The organism is Pelagicoccus enzymogenes (assembly GCF_014803405.1).
Classification (GTDB): Bacteria; Verrucomicrobiota; Verrucomicrobiia; order Opitutales; family Opitutaceae; genus Pelagicoccus; species Pelagicoccus enzymogenes.
Genome location: NZ_JACYFG010000007.1, coordinates 473,484 through 488,851, shown reverse-complemented (window position 1 = coordinate 488,851; position 15,368 = coordinate 473,484). Strand labels below are relative to the sequence as shown.

The 15,368-nt window shown below is 56.4% G+C and carries 10 protein-coding genes; 8 read left to right on the top strand and 2 right to left on the bottom strand.

Annotation, left to right across the window (positions count from 1 at the left end):
• Positions 1-68 precede the first annotated feature (68 nt).
• The 7 genes from IEN85_RS08030 (at position 69) to IEN85_RS08000 (ending at position 11,326) form a co-directional block, all read left to right on the top strand.
• On the top strand, positions 69-1,064 hold the full coding sequence (locus IEN85_RS08030) for an AAA family ATPase (protein WP_191616563.1): 996 nt from the start codon (positions 69-71) through the stop codon (positions 1,062-1,064).
• A gap of 49 nt (positions 1,065-1,113) precedes the next feature.
• Positions 1,114-2,019, top strand: coding sequence for a DUF58 domain-containing protein (locus tag IEN85_RS08025; protein ID WP_318186594.1), 906 nt, complete (start codon positions 1,114-1,116; stop codon positions 2,017-2,019).
• Entirely contained in the window at positions 2,016-4,034 is a 2,019-nt protein-coding gene (locus IEN85_RS08020) for a BatA domain-containing protein (RefSeq protein WP_191616562.1), read from the top strand. Before IEN85_RS08025 ends, IEN85_RS08020 begins: the two co-directional genes overlap by 4 nt.
• Positions 4,031-7,411 (top strand): hypothetical protein, encoded by a 3,381-nt coding sequence (locus IEN85_RS08015; protein WP_191616561.1) that lies wholly within the window; start codon positions 4,031-4,033, stop codon positions 7,409-7,411. The genes IEN85_RS08020 and IEN85_RS08015 overlap by 4 nt, the downstream gene beginning before the upstream one ends.
• Before the next feature lie 5 nt (positions 7,412-7,416).
• Complete coding sequence (locus tag IEN85_RS08010) at positions 7,417-9,744, top strand: glutamine amidotransferase (protein WP_191616560.1); 2,328 nt, start codon at positions 7,417-7,419, stop codon at positions 9,742-9,744.
• The gene (locus tag IEN85_RS08005) at positions 9,741-10,688 is read left to right on the top strand and encodes a hypothetical protein (protein ID WP_191616559.1); all 948 of its coding nucleotides are present in this window, start codon (positions 9,741-9,743) and stop codon (positions 10,686-10,688) included. Before IEN85_RS08010 ends, IEN85_RS08005 begins: the two co-directional genes overlap by 4 nt.
• Before the next feature lie 134 nt (positions 10,689-10,822).
• On the top strand, positions 10,823-11,326 hold the full coding sequence (locus tag IEN85_RS08000; protein WP_191616558.1) for a nuclear transport factor 2 family protein: 504 nt from the start codon (positions 10,823-10,825) through the stop codon (positions 11,324-11,326).
• 14 nt (positions 11,327-11,340) lie between these two features.
• Here the strand turns inward: IEN85_RS08000 and IEN85_RS07995 are convergent, their stop codons facing one another.
• A complete protein-coding gene (locus IEN85_RS07995) occupies positions 11,341-12,333 on the bottom strand; it encodes an NAD-dependent epimerase/dehydratase family protein (protein ID WP_191616557.1) in 993 nt (330 codons plus the stop codon).
• Positions 12,334-12,491: 158 nt separating this feature from the next.
• Here IEN85_RS07995 and IEN85_RS07990 point away from each other — a divergent pair, with 158 nt between their 5' ends.
• Positions 12,492-13,364 (top strand): peptidylprolyl isomerase, encoded by an 873-nt coding sequence (locus IEN85_RS07990; RefSeq protein ID WP_191616556.1) that lies wholly within the window; start codon positions 12,492-12,494, stop codon positions 13,362-13,364.
• Between the two features lie 66 nt (positions 13,365-13,430).
• Here IEN85_RS07990 and mutL read toward each other — a convergent pair whose 3' ends face one another.
• On the bottom strand, positions 13,431-15,365 hold the full coding sequence (gene mutL / locus IEN85_RS07985; RefSeq protein WP_191616555.1) for a DNA mismatch repair endonuclease MutL: 1,935 nt from the start codon (positions 15,363-15,365) through the stop codon (positions 13,431-13,433).
• Between the last annotated feature and the right edge of the window lie 3 nt (positions 15,366-15,368).

Below are 15,368 nucleotides of genomic sequence, written 5' to 3'. Positions count from 1 at the left end.
ACAATCAAGACGGAATCCACAACCCAGCGAAGGACGCAAGACCTTCGAATTCTTTCGAATAAAGCCAAATGTCAGACACCATAGCAACCCAATCCGAGATCTTCGAACGTATCCAAACCGGCAGACAAAAAGTCGAAAGCGAGCTTTCGAAGGTCATCGTCGGCCAACAGGAGGTCACTAAGCAACTACTGGTCGCCCTCCTTGCGGGCGGTCACTGCATGATCACCGGAGCCCCCGGCCTTGCCAAAACCCTTCTGGTCAAGTCCATTTCCAACATCTTCCAGCTCAACTTCCAACGCATCCAATTCACGCCCGACTTGATGCCCGCCGACATAACCGGGACGGAAATCCTGACCGATTCCGACCTCGGACGAAAACTCACCTTCGTTCCCGGACCCATATTCACCAACCTCCTGCTTGCCGACGAGATCAACCGTACGCCGCCTAAGACGCAGTCTGCCCTCCTCGAAGCCATGCAAGAGCATCAGGTCACAGCAGCCGGCGCCCGCCATGTGCTGGAAGAGCCCTTCTTCGTTCTCGCAACCCAGAATCCCGTCGAGATGGAAGGCACCTACCCGCTACCGGAAGCTCAACTCGACCGCTTCCTTTTCAACGTCCTCATCGACTACCTTTCCGAGGAGGACGAAATCGAAGTAGTCCGACGCACTACCGCCAAAGCAGGCCTTCCCATCGAACCTGTCTTCACCGCAGAGGAAGTGATCGCGATACAAGGACTGGTACGCGAGGTGCCCGTATCCGACGACGTGATACAATTCGCCGTAAAACTCACCGCTGCCAGCCGTCCTCAATCCGACGCTGCTCCCGACTTCGTCAACAAGTACGTTAATTGGGGAGCTGGCACGCGCGCTGCCCAAGCCCTCGTGCTCGCCGCCAAAGCCCTCGCTCTCTGGGAAGGGCGATCTTACGTCAGCAAAGACGAAATCAGAACGCTGGCCAAACCGGTATTGAGACACCGAATATTGCTCAACTACCGAGCGGAAGCCGAAGGCAAGACCGTCGAGACGATCATCGACGAACTTCTGGAGAACCCAGCGCTCACCTAAGTCCGCAACCCAAAAACAGCGGATCCGGCAAGAGATCCGAACAACAAAAGTGCCGCTAGAAAGCAAAACCATCGATCCAGAAGCCCTGCTCGCAATCCGAGACTTGGAGTTGCGAGCCCGCATCGTGGTCGACGGCTTATGGTCCGGCTTGCACCGCAGCCCCTACCACGGATTCTCCGTCGAGTTCTCCGAGTATCGCCAGTACAGCCCCGGCGACGACCTTCGCTACCTGGACTGGAAAGCCCTCGCTCGAACGGATAGGGAATACCTGAAGATCTACGAGGACGAAACCAATCTGCGCTGCACCATAGCCATGGACTCCAGCAAGTCCATGGGCTTCACATCCGGATCGTACCCTAAGTCTGAATACGCAAAAACGCTAGCTGCAACCCTATCCTACTTTCTGCTGCAACAAAGAGACATAGTGGGACTGGCCCGTTTCGACGAAGACGTATCGGACTACCTCGCCGCCCGCTGGCGTCCCGGCCATCTCAAGCGCGTATTCGCCCTGTTGGAGCGTCCCAGCCAAGGGCTTTCAACCAACATTGAAAAGACGCTTTCCTCCCTGGTCCGACTCTGCCGCAAGCGAGGACTCGTCATCCTAGTCTCCGATTTTCTGTCAGACGCGCAAAACTGGAGACAAGCGCTCGCTCACTTGACTGCGATGGGCCACGACGTTCGCGCCCTACAAATCCTCGACCCGGCGGAACAGAATCTTGATTTTGGCAAGGCCGCCTACTGGGAGGACATGGAGTCAGGCGACACGCTTTACGTCGACCCCGATTCCATGCGCCAACGATACCGCGAACGATTCCTCGCTCGCCAAGCTCAGCTTGAAGATGTCTTCCGCACCACGGGCGTACGTCACCAAATAATCACTACTGATCAAGCCCTTGACCAAGCGTTGCTCGATTTCGTTCGCAACCTGAGGGGACAGCGCGCCGCTAGACCATGAGCTTTCTCGCCCCCCTATTTCTCGTCGGCTTGGCCCTTGTAGCAGGCCCGATCCTATTCCACCTGATACGTCAGAGTCCGAAGAACCGTATCGTCTTCAGCTCGACCGAATTGCTGGATGCCAGCCCCCCAAAGCAACAGACGAGCCGACGTATCCAGAATCCTTGGCTACTTTTGATTCGTTGCCTCATCATCGGCTTTCTCGCCTTCGCTTTCGCTCGCCCGTTCATACCTGACGCCGCCGACACCTTGGGAAACAAGGAAGTTCGCCGCGACATCGTCATCGCCATCGACAGGAGCGCCAGCATGAACCGCCCCGGAATTTCGGAGCAGCTCATGGAGGAAGCTCGGAAAATTCTGGAAAAGCTAAGCCCCTCCGACCAACTTTCTCTCTTCGGCTTTACCGACGCCATAAGCCCGATAATATCACCCGAGCAGTGGACGGCGATGGAAGCCGACAGACGCATCAACTTCGCCCTCGAGCGGCTTGAAAGCTCAACGGCAACCGCCTTGCCAGGACTTCTCGTCGAGGCCATTTCGGAGGCAGTGTCGGAAATCGAGGCCCTCAGAGAGCGTACCTCGGTTTCCGGTTTCGGAGAGATCTACCTTTTGTCCGACTTTGCGGAAGGTACGAGGATCAATGGAATCGAGAGCATTGATTGGCCCTCTTCGCTGCGACTTAACAGGGTGCAGCTCAGCCCCGAGCAAGAAGGGCCCAACCTTTCACTTCGCTGGGTTCAGTGGAGCGAATCCGAATCTTTGGGCTCCGTCGCCAACATCGCTCTCACATCCTCCGGAGCGCCCCTCCGCAGCGTCGCTGAAATTTCGATACGGAGCGCTTTAGACGACTCCCTACTCGTTTCACCATCCGAGCACTTCGTCGACGGAAACACCGAAACGATCATCAATATTCCGGTCGCCCAAGAACTGTGCTCACAACCCCTCGTTTTCGCGCTCTCAGGCGATTCGTATCCCTTCGACAACAAGCTCGCCTTGGCTCCGGACTACATTCCGCAGGTATCAATCGGCTTGATAAGCCAATCCTCTCTCGCCAACGAATCGTCGGCTCCCTATTTCATCTCCAAAGCAGTACAAGGCTTCGCTACGCCACGAACCCGCATTGACTCGCAAACGCCTTTGGCGGGCTCCCATGTTGCCTACGTCATAGATCGTCCACTCGCTACTGCAGAGGCGAATTCAATCAAGGCTGAGATCGAGTCCGGAAAAACAGCTATCGTCCTGGCGCACGGTACTGGTTTTTCCGATACGATCCGCCAGCTAAGCGGAAGCGATAGTTGGCTAATGGAAAATCGTAGTTCCGATACGCCCCTGCTGATCGGGGAGGTCGACTTCTCCCATACCCTATTCGCTCCGTTTGCGTCCCCACGCTTCAGCAACTTCACCAGCATTAACACCTGGCAAACACCCAAACTCTCGGCACCTGGAAGCGCCAAGGTACTGGCGCGCTACGACGACCAAAGCCCCCTGCTAGTAGAAGAGAAAAGAGGTGACGGCTCCCTTTACATCTGGTCAGGCAGCTGGGCTCCCCCAGCCTCCCAGTGGGTTCTCTCCAGCAAGTTCATTCCTTTCCTGCATCGCTTCGTTCTCTCGGCTTCCGGCGGACCGCCCCTTCCGAGCAATGCTGCATTAACTTCCTCGGAAATCGAGCGCTACCAGCCAATGTTCCCGGATCAGCTTATACAAACCCCAGGGATTTACCGGTTCCCGCGAACAGAAAATCGCTGGCTGGCGATACACATCGATCCACTGGAGAGCAAAACGAACCCGATTTCCTTGGACCAATGGGAGCAACTGGGGCTTCCCGAATTCGAAGAATCCGTCGCCCAAGCTCAGCTTGCTCGCATCCGCAGCCAATCCGAACAGGAGTCCGCCCGTACCATCGAGGAGAGACAACATATCTGGCAATGGCTGCTCTGGGCGGTTTTGGCACTGCTCGCCCTGGAAAGCGCCGTCGCCATGAGAAGCCACCAAAGGAAGGAGGCAATGCCGTCATGAAAAATCAATTACAGGACAAGAAGCACCTTCCTCATCTTAGACTCCGGTACGCGCTGTATCCCGTCGCTAAAAGACTGAGGGACATGCGGCGCATCCGACTGCGCACGCAGGCATTCCTCTGTGCATTCTGCGTCTGCGCCCTTGCAGCAACCGCCGTTTATCTCTTTCCGGCCCTCTCCATCTTCGCATCCGTAGCCAGTCTCCTATGCGTTATCGCATGCTTGTTCATATCCTATTCCCGGGAAAAGAAGGTGGAACTCGATTACCTCGAAGCAGCCCGCCAAGTGGAATCGAAAAACGCCAGCCTGAAGCAAGCGCTGGTAACCGCCGTGCAACAAAGCCTAGCCGGGAAAAACGACTTTTTCTCAACCCAAGTCGCCAACCAAGCCCTAAGCGACTCGAGCTCAGCCCATTGGGATCGCATCGCCAAGCCGCAGGCCACTCGTGGCATACTGTCGCACCTGGCTGTCTTGTCACTTCTCGCATTCAGCCTCTACGCCTGCTTCCAAGCAAACCAGTGGTCCAACGCGCACAGACGCCAAGTCGCGGACACCCGCATCCTTCCTCAATCCATCACTGTGGAACCAGGCGACACCGAAATCGAGCGAGGCGGCTCTATCGTTATCACTGCTCGATTCGAAGGACCGCTGCCGAACGATGTGAAGCTGGAGGTGCAACACGAATCCGGCCACAGCCAATCCTTTCCCATGGCTCGCAGCCTGTCAGATCCCGTATTCGCATATTCGCTACAGGAGATCGACAGTCCGCTAAGCTATCGAATTCGTTACTCGTACGAGCAATCCGATCTCCACAGCATTTCCGTTTTCGAACGGCCTGAACTCGTATCCGCAAACGCATCCCTGCAATTCCCTGAGTACACGGGCTGGGAGGATCGAGAATTAGCGGATACCCTTCGCCTAACCGCCATCGAGGGCACTCGCCTGACATACCGTTTAAATACGAACAAAACCGTGCAAACCGCCTACCTGGAGAATGAACGCGGCGAGCGCTTGGAATTGTCCAGCGTCAACGAGCAAAGGACCCAGTTCCTCCTCGAATCGACCCTCGCCCAGTCTCAAGCCTACCGCTTGCACTTGGAAGACGAAGCCGGCCGCAGCAACCAATTCCCGACAGAGATACGAATCGAGTCGCTTCCCAACAGACGGCCCGACCTCAGGCTCAGCTCGCCTCGTGGCGACCAACGTGTCTCCTCTCTGGAAGAGTTGCTCTTCCAAGGCCAAGTAAGCGACGACTTTGGCCTTCTCGACTACGGAATCGGATTCTCCTTCCCCGGAGAGGAGCCCAGCACGCTCTCCCTAGCCTCCGACGGGAGCCCGACGCCAATCTTCGAGGATTCCCTCTCCTACCATCTCCCGCTGGAACCGCTCCAACTCCAACCTAAGGACACCTTCAGCTGGTACCTTTGGGCGGCCGACTATGGCCCCGACGGAAAACGCCGACTCACCACCGGCGATCTCTACTTCGCCGACGTGAGAAACTTCGACGAAATTTTCCGCGAGCAAGACCAAGGAGGAGGCAGTGGCCAAGGACAAGCAGGCGAGGAAGGCCTGGAACTCCTGGAGAAGCAAAGGCGCATCGCTATTTCCCTTTTCCGTATCAAGAATAACGCTACAGATGCCGAAGCGGAAACCGAGAACCTCAATGTCGTTCAGTCTAGCCAAATCGAAGCGATCCAAGAGCTCCAGCAAATGATTCCCCAACTGGAGGAAGCCAGCTCTATCCAATACGCCATGGAGGCTCAGCGCTTCATGGAAGGCGTCGACGTCGGTCTTAACCACGCCATCGACCAACCCAGTCTGGATCCCTTGGAGCTGGCATGGAGCGACGCCCAGAACGCGTACGACAAGCTGGTGAAGCTCAGCGACGACGAATTCAACGTTTCTCGCTCGCAAAATTCTCAACAGGGCTCGGGAGGAGGCGCTTCCCGTAACCAATCCCAGCTAAACGAACTCGACTTCCGCCAGGAGGACAGCCGCTACGAGACCGCCAGCCAAGCTCAAACCCTGACCAGTCCTGACGAAAAGAAGGACCTCGAGCTCATCGCCAAGCTAAGTGAACTCTCTCGTCGCCAAGATGACTTGAACGATCGCCTGCAAGAGATGCAGAGCGAGCTTGCCCTCGCTCAAACGGAAGAGGAACGAGAACGGATCGAACGCGAGCTGAAGCGCCTCGAAGAGGAGCAGCGTCAAATGCTGCAAGATGCCGACGAAGCAATCCAACAAGCGGGCAACAGACAAAGCACCCGCCAAGTACGCCAGCAACTCGAGCAAGCCCGGGAGAACATGCGCGAGGCGAGTCAAGAGCTGGAGGAAGGCCAAGTTTCTCAGGCCCTTGCCGCTGGCACGCGGGCTCGCAACACGCTCGACCAAAGCAGGGAACGCATGCGCGAAGCCAACAGCAGCGAATTTTCTGAAGCCTTGCGAAACGCTCGATCCCGCGCCCAACAACTTTCGCAATCGCAGCAGCAGCTCGAGGATTCTCTCAACCAGTTCAGCGAATCATCGCAAAGAAGCTTGGACGACTCCGAGCAACGTGAATCGCTCGCGAGCGAAATCGAAGCTCAAGCCCAAAGCCTAGACCAGCTGCTGGAGCAAATCCAAGAGATCGCGGAGGCCTCCGAAAACGTAGAGCCCGGACTCTACCGCGACCTGTATCAGATTCTTCGCGACAACAACAGCTCGCGCTACGAAGAACGCTACGAGCAAAGCTCGCTTTATATGCGGCAAGGCTTTGTCGAGGAAGCGCGACGCGGACAAAGGGGCATGAGCGAAAACATATCCGAACTGAGCGAAGCGATATCGCAAGCGGCAGACAGCGTTCTTGGAACCCAAACCGCCACCATGCAATTCGCTCAGTCAGAAATAGAAGCCCTCAACGAGCAGCTGGAAGCAGAGCGGTCCGGAGAATCCCAGCCCCAGCCCAGCAACCAACAGAGCGGCTCCAACGAAGCTTCAGGAGCTTCCCAAGACGTGCGAGAACAACTGAGAAACGCATTTTCGAACATCGATCAAGCGCAACAAGGCCCCTTGACCGGAGGCTCTTTCAACGAGTGGATCGATAGATTGAATACGGTTGAATCGCTGTTGGAGGAGCCCAACGTGCGAGCCCGCGTCAGCGAGGCTCGCGAAACAGCGGAAAGCATGCGCCGAGACTTTAAGCGTCACGGGGAGCTGCCCCAGTGGAACCTCATCCAAAACGAGATTGCAGCCCCTTTGAACGAAGTGAGAAGCTGGCTGGTCGACGAGCTGCACCGTAACGAAAATTCCGATACGCTGCAGGCGGTAGACCGCGATCCCGTTCCTGACGAATACAACGAAATCGTTCGTAGCTACTACGAATCACTTGGAAGCGACTAGTTCAAATGGTTTTCGCAAGCAATCTTCCTTGGCTAGCATTCGCGATCGCATTGGTCGTGCTGTTGCCCATGGCTTGGCTGTCCTGGAAGGGCAGCCTCAGCAGGAACCGGAACCGCTGGCTCGCTCTCGCGCTGCGATTCCTAGGGATACTCTTCATTGCCTTCGCTATCGCCGACCCTCAAGTTACTAGCGAGAGGCCCGTACAAGGGGCAAACATCGTCGCCTTGCTAGCGGATAACGGAAAAAGCTTAAGCATCAAGGAGCCCAGTAGCGAACGCGCTCGCGGAGAGGAGCTACGCGACTTGCTCACGCAACCTTCGCAAAGCTGGTCGGCCAAGCTGAAGGACAATTTTCAGCTGCGTAACTATCTTTTCGATTCCCAAGTTCGCCGCACCTCAAGCTTCGAGAACTTGAATTTCGAAGGCGAACAAAGCGCCATCTCGACGTCCCTGCGCGGACTTGGAGAGCGACTGGAGAATAAGCCCGTCGCGGGCATCGTTCTGTTTTCCGATGGAAACAGTACCGATCTGGAACTCTCGCAAGAGGAGCTTTCGAAACTCCCCCCCGTTTATCCGGTCCTTATCGGAGAGGATGGCGACGTAACCGATCTTTCAATACAAGAACTAACCGTCAAGACCACCGCCTTTGGCGACACCCCGGTCAGCGTTTCCGCGAAGCTCCTCGACAGGCGAAGTTCAGAAGGCCCTGTAAAGATACAGCTTCGACGCTTGGATTCCAGGCGCGAATCCACCGCCATGCCCTATCCCGCTTTGGACGAACGCTCAGTCAAGATCGAGGGCTCGTTCGACTACGACTACGAATGGAGCGCCGCGGGAGGCGGCACGCAATTCTTCGAGCTCAGCGCTTACTCGGACTCGCCAGAGGCTCAGGAGGCAACCCTGGACAACAATCGCCAACTCTTTGCAGTCGACCGTGGAAAGGAGAACTACCGTATTCTCTACGTCACGGGCCGTCCCAACTGGGAATACAAATTTCTCAACCGAGCCCTCTCCGCCGACGCCCAACTCGATTTGGTGGGTCTTCTTCGCGTCGCCAGCCGGGAACCGAAATTCGACTTCAAAAGCAGAGCAGGAGAAAACTCCAACGCCCTCTACCGTGGATTCGGTCGAGAGGATGAAACGGAACGCTACGACGAAGCGGTACTGATTCGCATGAACGCTCGAGACGCCAACGAGCTGAAAACGGGCTTCCCCGACGAAGCGGAGGAGCTCTTTGCGTACGATGCCCTCATAATCGACGACCTAGAAGCTGACTTCTTTTCCTTTTCGCAACAAACCTTGATCCGCGATTTCGTGAAGCGACGCGGCGGAGGCTTGCTCATGCTGGGCGGGGTTAACGCATTGGAAGACGGGAATTATCAAAACACACCTATCGCCCAAGCGCTTCCGCTCTATCTAGATGGCGGAACGCCTCCCAAAGGCAGCGATCAAAGAGCGCGCTGGGAGCTAACGCGCAACGGCTGGGTGGAACCTTGGGTCCGTATCCGGGCGTTCGAGACAGAAGAAAGAATGCGAATCCAAGAAATGCCCAGCTTTCGAGTATTCAATAGCTCTCAACGCATAAAACCAGGAGCTCAAAGCCTCGCTACCATCGAAGACCTGTCGACAGAGACCTACCCGGCATTGGTTACCCATCGCTTTGGCCTAGGCCGGGTTGCAGCGTTGACTGTGGGAGATTTCTGGAGGTGGGGCATGCAATCTCCCGGCACTCAGGCCGATCTTGCCCAATTTTGGCGTCAGATTTCACGTTGGTTGGTGAAAGACACCCCAGACCGGGTCGAATTGAGCGCCGGCCCAATCGAAGGTTCCACCATCACCCTGAAGGCAAACGCTCGCCAAGAGGACTACAATTCACTGACAAGCGGAATTGCGCGGCTCACCGTCCGCCGACTCGACGCAGCGAGCGAAAAACGCGAATACGAGATGAACATCGTATCCAATGTCCAAGGACAGTTTTATTCCGAGCTCGCCCTGAAGGAATCTGGAGCCTACCTAGCAGAAGTCACGGTAACCGGTTTCAATGGCGAGGTAATCGGAACTGCAGAAACAGGTTGGGTCTACCAGCCCTTAGTTAAAGAGTTCACCTCTCTATCGCCGAACAAAGCGACGCTGGAGAGATTGGCCGAAGGGACCGGAGGCCGCCTGCTGCGCAGCGAAGATCTTGAACGCTTACCCGAATTGCTAGCCACGCAATCCTCTCCCGTCATGGAGATTTGGTCGGAGCCTCTCTGGCATCGAAATTGGCTCTTCATATTGGCGCTCGCTTCGTTCCTTGCCGAATGGCTGCTTAGGAGAAAGGGAGGCCTCGCATGATCTACAGACTCTTGGTTTATTTCTCGTTCCTCACGACGAGCCTTGCCGGAGCCGATCTGCTTCTGGTGATTCAAGGAGCGCCGGGGGCCGATCAATTTGCGGAAGGATTTTCGAAAGCGGCCGCGCTCTGGCTAGAAATGGGTGAAAAAGCGGGAGCTGACACAACGATAGTCAGTCCGCAAAAGACAGGTGAAAACTCCAAGCAACAGGTGAAGCAGTGGATCGTCGACGCCGAGAAATCCGATGCCTCCAGCATATGGATCGTCTACCTAGGCCACGGCACCGCCAACGCCAGCGGCGCCAAACTCAACCTCCCCGGAGAGGATCTATCCGCTAAGGAATTAAGCGAATGGCTCGCAAACAACGAAAAAGAGATCGTCTTTGTGCACGGCGGATCCGCTAGCTCCCCGTTCATCAGCGCCCTTTCCGCGGAAAATAGAGTCATCATCACCGCAACCCGAAGTCCTTCGGAGCTGAACTACGCGCGGTTCGGGGAGCGATTTGCCGAAGCGATGGCCGCACCAGCAAGCGACATCGACCGCGACCACGCGGTGTCCCTCCTAGAAGCCTTTCTCAGCGCCTCGGCAGCTACCGAGACCTTTTACAGGGATGCCGGCAGGCTAAGCAGCGAACATGCCTTGATCGACGACAACGGGGACGGAAAAGGAACTCCTGCGACCCAATACTCCGGCTTACGAAGCTTGCCGCAAAAGGAAACAGGCCCCGCCCTGGACGGGCGCCTCGCTCGCAGGATCAGCTTGATTCCCCAAAAACAGGAGAGAGAGCTGACGCCCTCCCAAGCAGCGGAGAGAAACAAGCTGGAGCAAGAGCTCGAGTCGCTGTATTCAAATAAGAATGACCTACCGGTAGATGAATACTACCAAAGACTGGAGGCGATTCTAAACGAGCTGTCACAGTTCTATCTTTCGGATAGCGAGTCCTAGGGTTCGCTTAAGCGGACACGCCCCCTCCAGCCCTCCTTCAGAAGCATGTCCCTGTCCGTTTTACGAAGTCTCCTGCGTCCCGCTTTCGAGAAATCGGTTTGCCTCCCTGCAGCAGTTTGCCCAGCCTAGCAAGCGTGAACACTCGACTCCTCGTATTGCCGCTGCTCCTCCTATGCTCCCTTCTGCTTAGCTCCTGCGAATCGGTCAACAGCACTGGTTACGGCTATTACATGGGCGAACTCACCGACGATACCATCGTAGAATTCTTCGCTCTCAACGACGATGCCGCACGCCGTCAAGATTTCCCATTTTACGAGAGCTTTTTCTCGCCAAGCTTTTCCAGCGTGGATCGTACCGAACACAGCGTCATGACCCAATACCGAGAGAACTACCTCTCGATGGTGAAAGAAATTTTCGAAACAGCAAAGTCTATTCACCTGCAAACCTTGGTGATGGACATCGAGTATTCAAATTACGGACACAACGCGCTCGTAAAGGTTCACGAGGAGGAAAAAGTAGAGCAATTCGGCCAAACGCGTCACTATACCAGCTTGCTCGACGTAGAACTAGAGATCGAGGACGGCTGGGTCTTCATCAACAAAACAATCCGCACCTCCAAGCAAGTCATCGAGGAGTAGCGGGTAGTTCGGCCCTAGTCTCGGACCTCCCTTGCGACGACCGCGTCTTCAGCGGAATAGTTGAAGGTCTTCCCCACCATGTCTGCCGGAGGATTGTCCCGATACCACTCTACTGACTCCGCAAGGCCGTCGTAGTAGTCGCCTAGCTCCTTGTAACCCAGATCGTGCCGGATCCGACTCGAATCGATCAGCATGTCCTGAGAAAAGTCGCCCGGCGTCTTGAGGTAGTCAGGCAAGTCGACCGAAGATACGACCTTCACCCTGCCATCCCAACCGAAGACCGTGCCCAAGTGCTCGAGGCGCTCCTTCATGGTGGGAGTCTTGGCTTCGCCCACATTGTAGATACGATGCTTTTCGCCTGGATTGAGCACTGAAAGAGCGACGGCATGAGCGACATCGTCCACGAAGGCATGCGTCCATCGCCAACTCGCTTGGCTCGCCCCGAGCAGAACGAAAGGACGATCGTCAATCATTCGTATTAAGAGCGGATAGAAGCGGCGCAAAAAGTCGTTCGGACCGTACACAGGCGGCAACCTCAAGATCGTACACGGATCTTTCGAGTTCCCCATGATCTTCTCCACGTCGAGCTTGTCCCCCTGCTCTTCGTTGCCGATTCCCAAATTACGAAGGGGCGATTCTTCGTTGATCGGGACAGCCAACGAGGCTCCTGGCTCCGTCCCTTTGAGACGGGCATGGGCCAGATAAACGTTCGTGTTGCTCGTCACAACGGTCTGGGCTACTTGGCCTTGGAAAACCTCGAGAAAAGCCGAGGCTTCTTCTCCATTGTTGGCAGACAAGTGAACTGCGATGTCCGGCTTAAATTCGAGGCACTCGTCGCGATAGAACGCAAGGGATCCCTTGTCGCCGAAAATGTGGGTTACCCTGTCGGCCACGCTTTCCGGGGGTGGATTTTGATCCAGGATAGCGACCTCATGTTTCGCGTAAACAAGCTCCTCGATGAGCTTGGGGGCGATGAAGCGTCCGCTTCCTATGATGAGGCATTTCATGGGTGTGCGACAGTAAAAGGGGTGTCTGTCAGTAGATAAAAATGTGTGTTTGGCGTTGCTGCGCAACCTTTTAGACGGCAGCGAACGCCAGATCCTGAGCTAAAACCGGACTAATTCGCATTGCCCCGAGCCGCTGAATCTCTAAACCGAGCATCCATATGCGTAAACTACCCAAATCCGCTTGCCTCAGTCTTTGCGCCACTCTCGGCCTTTCGCTCTTCTTCGCCGGCTGCGCGAAAAAGGAGAAGCAGCTGCATGCCACGATCGACACGTCTATGGGACAAATCGTGATCCGCCTACTCGAAAAGGACGCGCCCAAGACCGTGGAAAACTTTATCGGCCTCGCCGACGGGACCCGCCTTCTGGAAGAAGGAGAAGACGTGGCAAACGCCAAGCCCTTCTACGACGGGCTCACTTTCCACCGCGTCATTCCGGACTTCATGATCCAAGGCGGCGATCCCGCGGGCAACGGCTCCGGCGGCCCTGGCTACACTTTCGAGGACGAAACCTATACCGAGGGCGAACCCGTTACCGGGGAAATTGGCGACCAGCAACGCGCGGAATACGTTTTCGAGCAGTGGGTCGTCCCTCACCTTCGCGAACATCGCGGCAAAAGCCCCGTCGAATTCATCGCGAATCTTTTCGGAAAGATGCAAGAGGCCCAAGGGTTCGAGCCCATGTACGAAGTCGAAGTCGAGGAGATCGCTTCCGCTTTGGAGATCGAAGAGCCTCTCGTGGGCCGCGGTGAATTGATCAACAGCGTCGACTACGGCACCCTCTGCATGGCCAACGCTGGCCCCAATACCAACGGCTCCCAGTTCTTCATCGTTACGAAGGAAGGCGGCACTCCTTGGTTGAACGGCAAGCACACCGTCTTCGGCGTAGTCCTCTCAGGCATGGAAGTGGCCGAGGCCATCTCCCAAGTTCCCACTGGCCCCCAGAACATGCCCGAGGAACCGGTCATCATCAACAGCATCCGCGTCAGCGAAGTGAAGGTGAAGGTCGAGGACAAAGAGAAGACCGAGTCCTAGGATCGAAGGTCTCGCGACTTTCGCTACTCCGCTGAGAGCAGCGCTTCTCGCGAGAGAAGCGACTGCCTAGAACAGCTCGTCATGCTTTCGGCGATTTCTTCGCTGAAAGCGCTTGTCGATCTCGCCACTGGAAATTTCGATCAAGGACGGACGGCCTTCAGGATCCGTTAGCGGCTTGTCGCAACTGAAAAGCTTCTCCAGCAGGGAATCTATCTCCGAGGAGCTCGGCTCCTCCTTTGGACGTCGCAGCTTGGCCACGGCCCGTTTGGCGATCATCTCCACCGCTACCCCTTCCTTATCTTCGGCGACGTTGCCTTGCCGCAGGAGAGCGATGGTTTCCTTGACAAACTCTTCGGCATCCGCGTCCTCCAGCCAAGTGGGCGTACCTTCGATGCGGAAAAAATTGCGGCCAAAAGGCGCGATCTCGAAACCGAGCCGCTCGAAAAATTCCAAGCTCTCCACCAAGACCGCCGAACTCAGCGGATCGAGCTCCACCGGCTGTGCCAAAAGCAGTTTTTGGCAACGAACCGCCTTGGCCGCGAAATCCTTGAGCATCCGCTCATAGAGAATTCTCTGTTGGGCTGCCCTGACGTTGAGCAAAACCACGCCAGCCCCCGTATCGAAAGTAGCGAATTCGCCTTGGGCCCAGCCCAGGTAGCTCCAGTTCTTGGCCTTTTCCTCCTCCTTACGCGGCGCGGCTTCAGGCGACTCCGTGCGGGCGCTCTCCGGCTTGGGCTCCGGAACAACTGAAACGCTCGCGACTTGGGGATCCGGAGCCTTTTTCGGCGAAATTGCAGGTTCAACAGGAGACGCTCCCCCGCTCTCTTCAGACTTTGCGGACGAGGAAGAAGATTCCCGCTCTTCCGCTTGCACCAATCGTCGCTGAGGACGATGGGCTGACGAAGCCTTGGCCGGGACGCTCTTCGCGACAGGGGCCGCCGAAACCCGCGGCTCCGATTCAACACTCTTGGGCAAACGCACTTCTACCGGCTTGATCGCCTGCAACGATTCGGACTCGCCGCGAAGCGCCTCCAAAAGCGTCCTCACCGCGAAGCCCCTCGTTTTCGCCTCTTCCCGAAAGCGAATTTCCCGCTTTGCCGGGTGCACATTCACATCCACTCGTTGCGGATCGAGGTCGAGGAAAAGGAAGGCGACCGGATAACGTCCCTTGGGAATGTGCCCGTAGTAGGATTCGACCAAAGCGTAACTCAAGGTCTTGTTCTCCACCGGGCGGTTGTTGACGAAAAACAGCATCTCGTGGCGGCTTGAGCGCGACAAGCTGGGCTTGCCGATAAAGCCGCGCATGCGCAGTCCGTCCTCCGAAGCGTCCACCTCGATCAAGTTGTTGGCGATCTGCTTCCCGAAAACCTCCGCGATACGGCTCTTGAGCGAAGAGTTCGCCGGCGACTGGAAAAGCGATCGTCCATCGTCCAGCAAGCTGAATCCAATCTCTGGATGCGCCAGAGCGTACAAGCGGACACATTGGACGATATGGGCCGATTCCGTGGTCTTGCTTTTGAGAAATTTGCGGCGAGCGGGAACCGTATTGAACAGCTTGCTGATCGTCATGCGCGTCCCCTGAGGCATCCCGCAATCTCGAACGTGGATCATCTTACCGCCGTCGATCAATACTTCCGTGCCCCCTTCGGCTCCTTCTTCCCTTGTCTGAAGTTGAAACCTGGATACGGATGCGATCGACGGCAACGCTTCGCCTCGAAAGCCCATGGTGGTGAGGCCATCTAGGTCCTTCACCTTTTGGATTTTGCTGGTCGCGTGACGCTCCAAGGCTAGCAAGGCATCGTCGTGGCTCATGCCCCCTCCGTTGTCCTCGATGCGCATGAGGCTCGTTCCTCCGTTGCGAAACTCCACTTCGATGCGAGTAGCCCCCGCGTCGATGCTGTTCTCGACGAGCTCCTTGACGACCGACGCCGGACGTTCGATCACCTCGCCAGCCGCGATCTGGTTGGCGACGTGGTCTTCTAGCAGACGAACCTTTGCCATCTA

Excerpts from the sequence above, each read along its gene's own strand:
- IEN85_RS08030 (WP_191616563.1), top strand. The coding sequence starts at position 69 with ATGTCAGACACCATAGCAACCCAATCCGAGATCTTCGAACGTATCCAA.
- IEN85_RS08010 (WP_191616560.1), top strand. The coding sequence starts at position 7,417 with ATGGTTTTCGCAAGCAATCTTCCTTGGCTAGCATTCGCGATCGCATTG.
- mutL (WP_191616555.1), bottom strand. The coding sequence starts at position 15,365 with ATGGCAAAGGTTCGTCTGCTAGAAGACCACGTCGCCAACCAGATCGCG.
- IEN85_RS07990 (WP_191616556.1), top strand. The coding sequence starts at position 12,492 with ATGCGTAAACTACCCAAATCCGCTTGCCTCAGTCTTTGCGCCACTCTC.
- IEN85_RS08015 (WP_191616561.1), top strand. The coding sequence starts at position 4,031 with ATGAAAAATCAATTACAGGACAAGAAGCACCTTCCTCATCTTAGACTC.
- IEN85_RS07995 (WP_191616557.1), bottom strand. The coding sequence starts at position 12,333 with ATGAAATGCCTCATCATAGGAAGCGGACGCTTCATCGCCCCCAAGCTC.
- IEN85_RS08020 (WP_191616562.1), top strand. The coding sequence starts at position 2,016 with ATGAGCTTTCTCGCCCCCCTATTTCTCGTCGGCTTGGCCCTTGTAGCA.
- IEN85_RS08005 (WP_191616559.1), top strand. The coding sequence starts at position 9,741 with ATGATCTACAGACTCTTGGTTTATTTCTCGTTCCTCACGACGAGCCTT.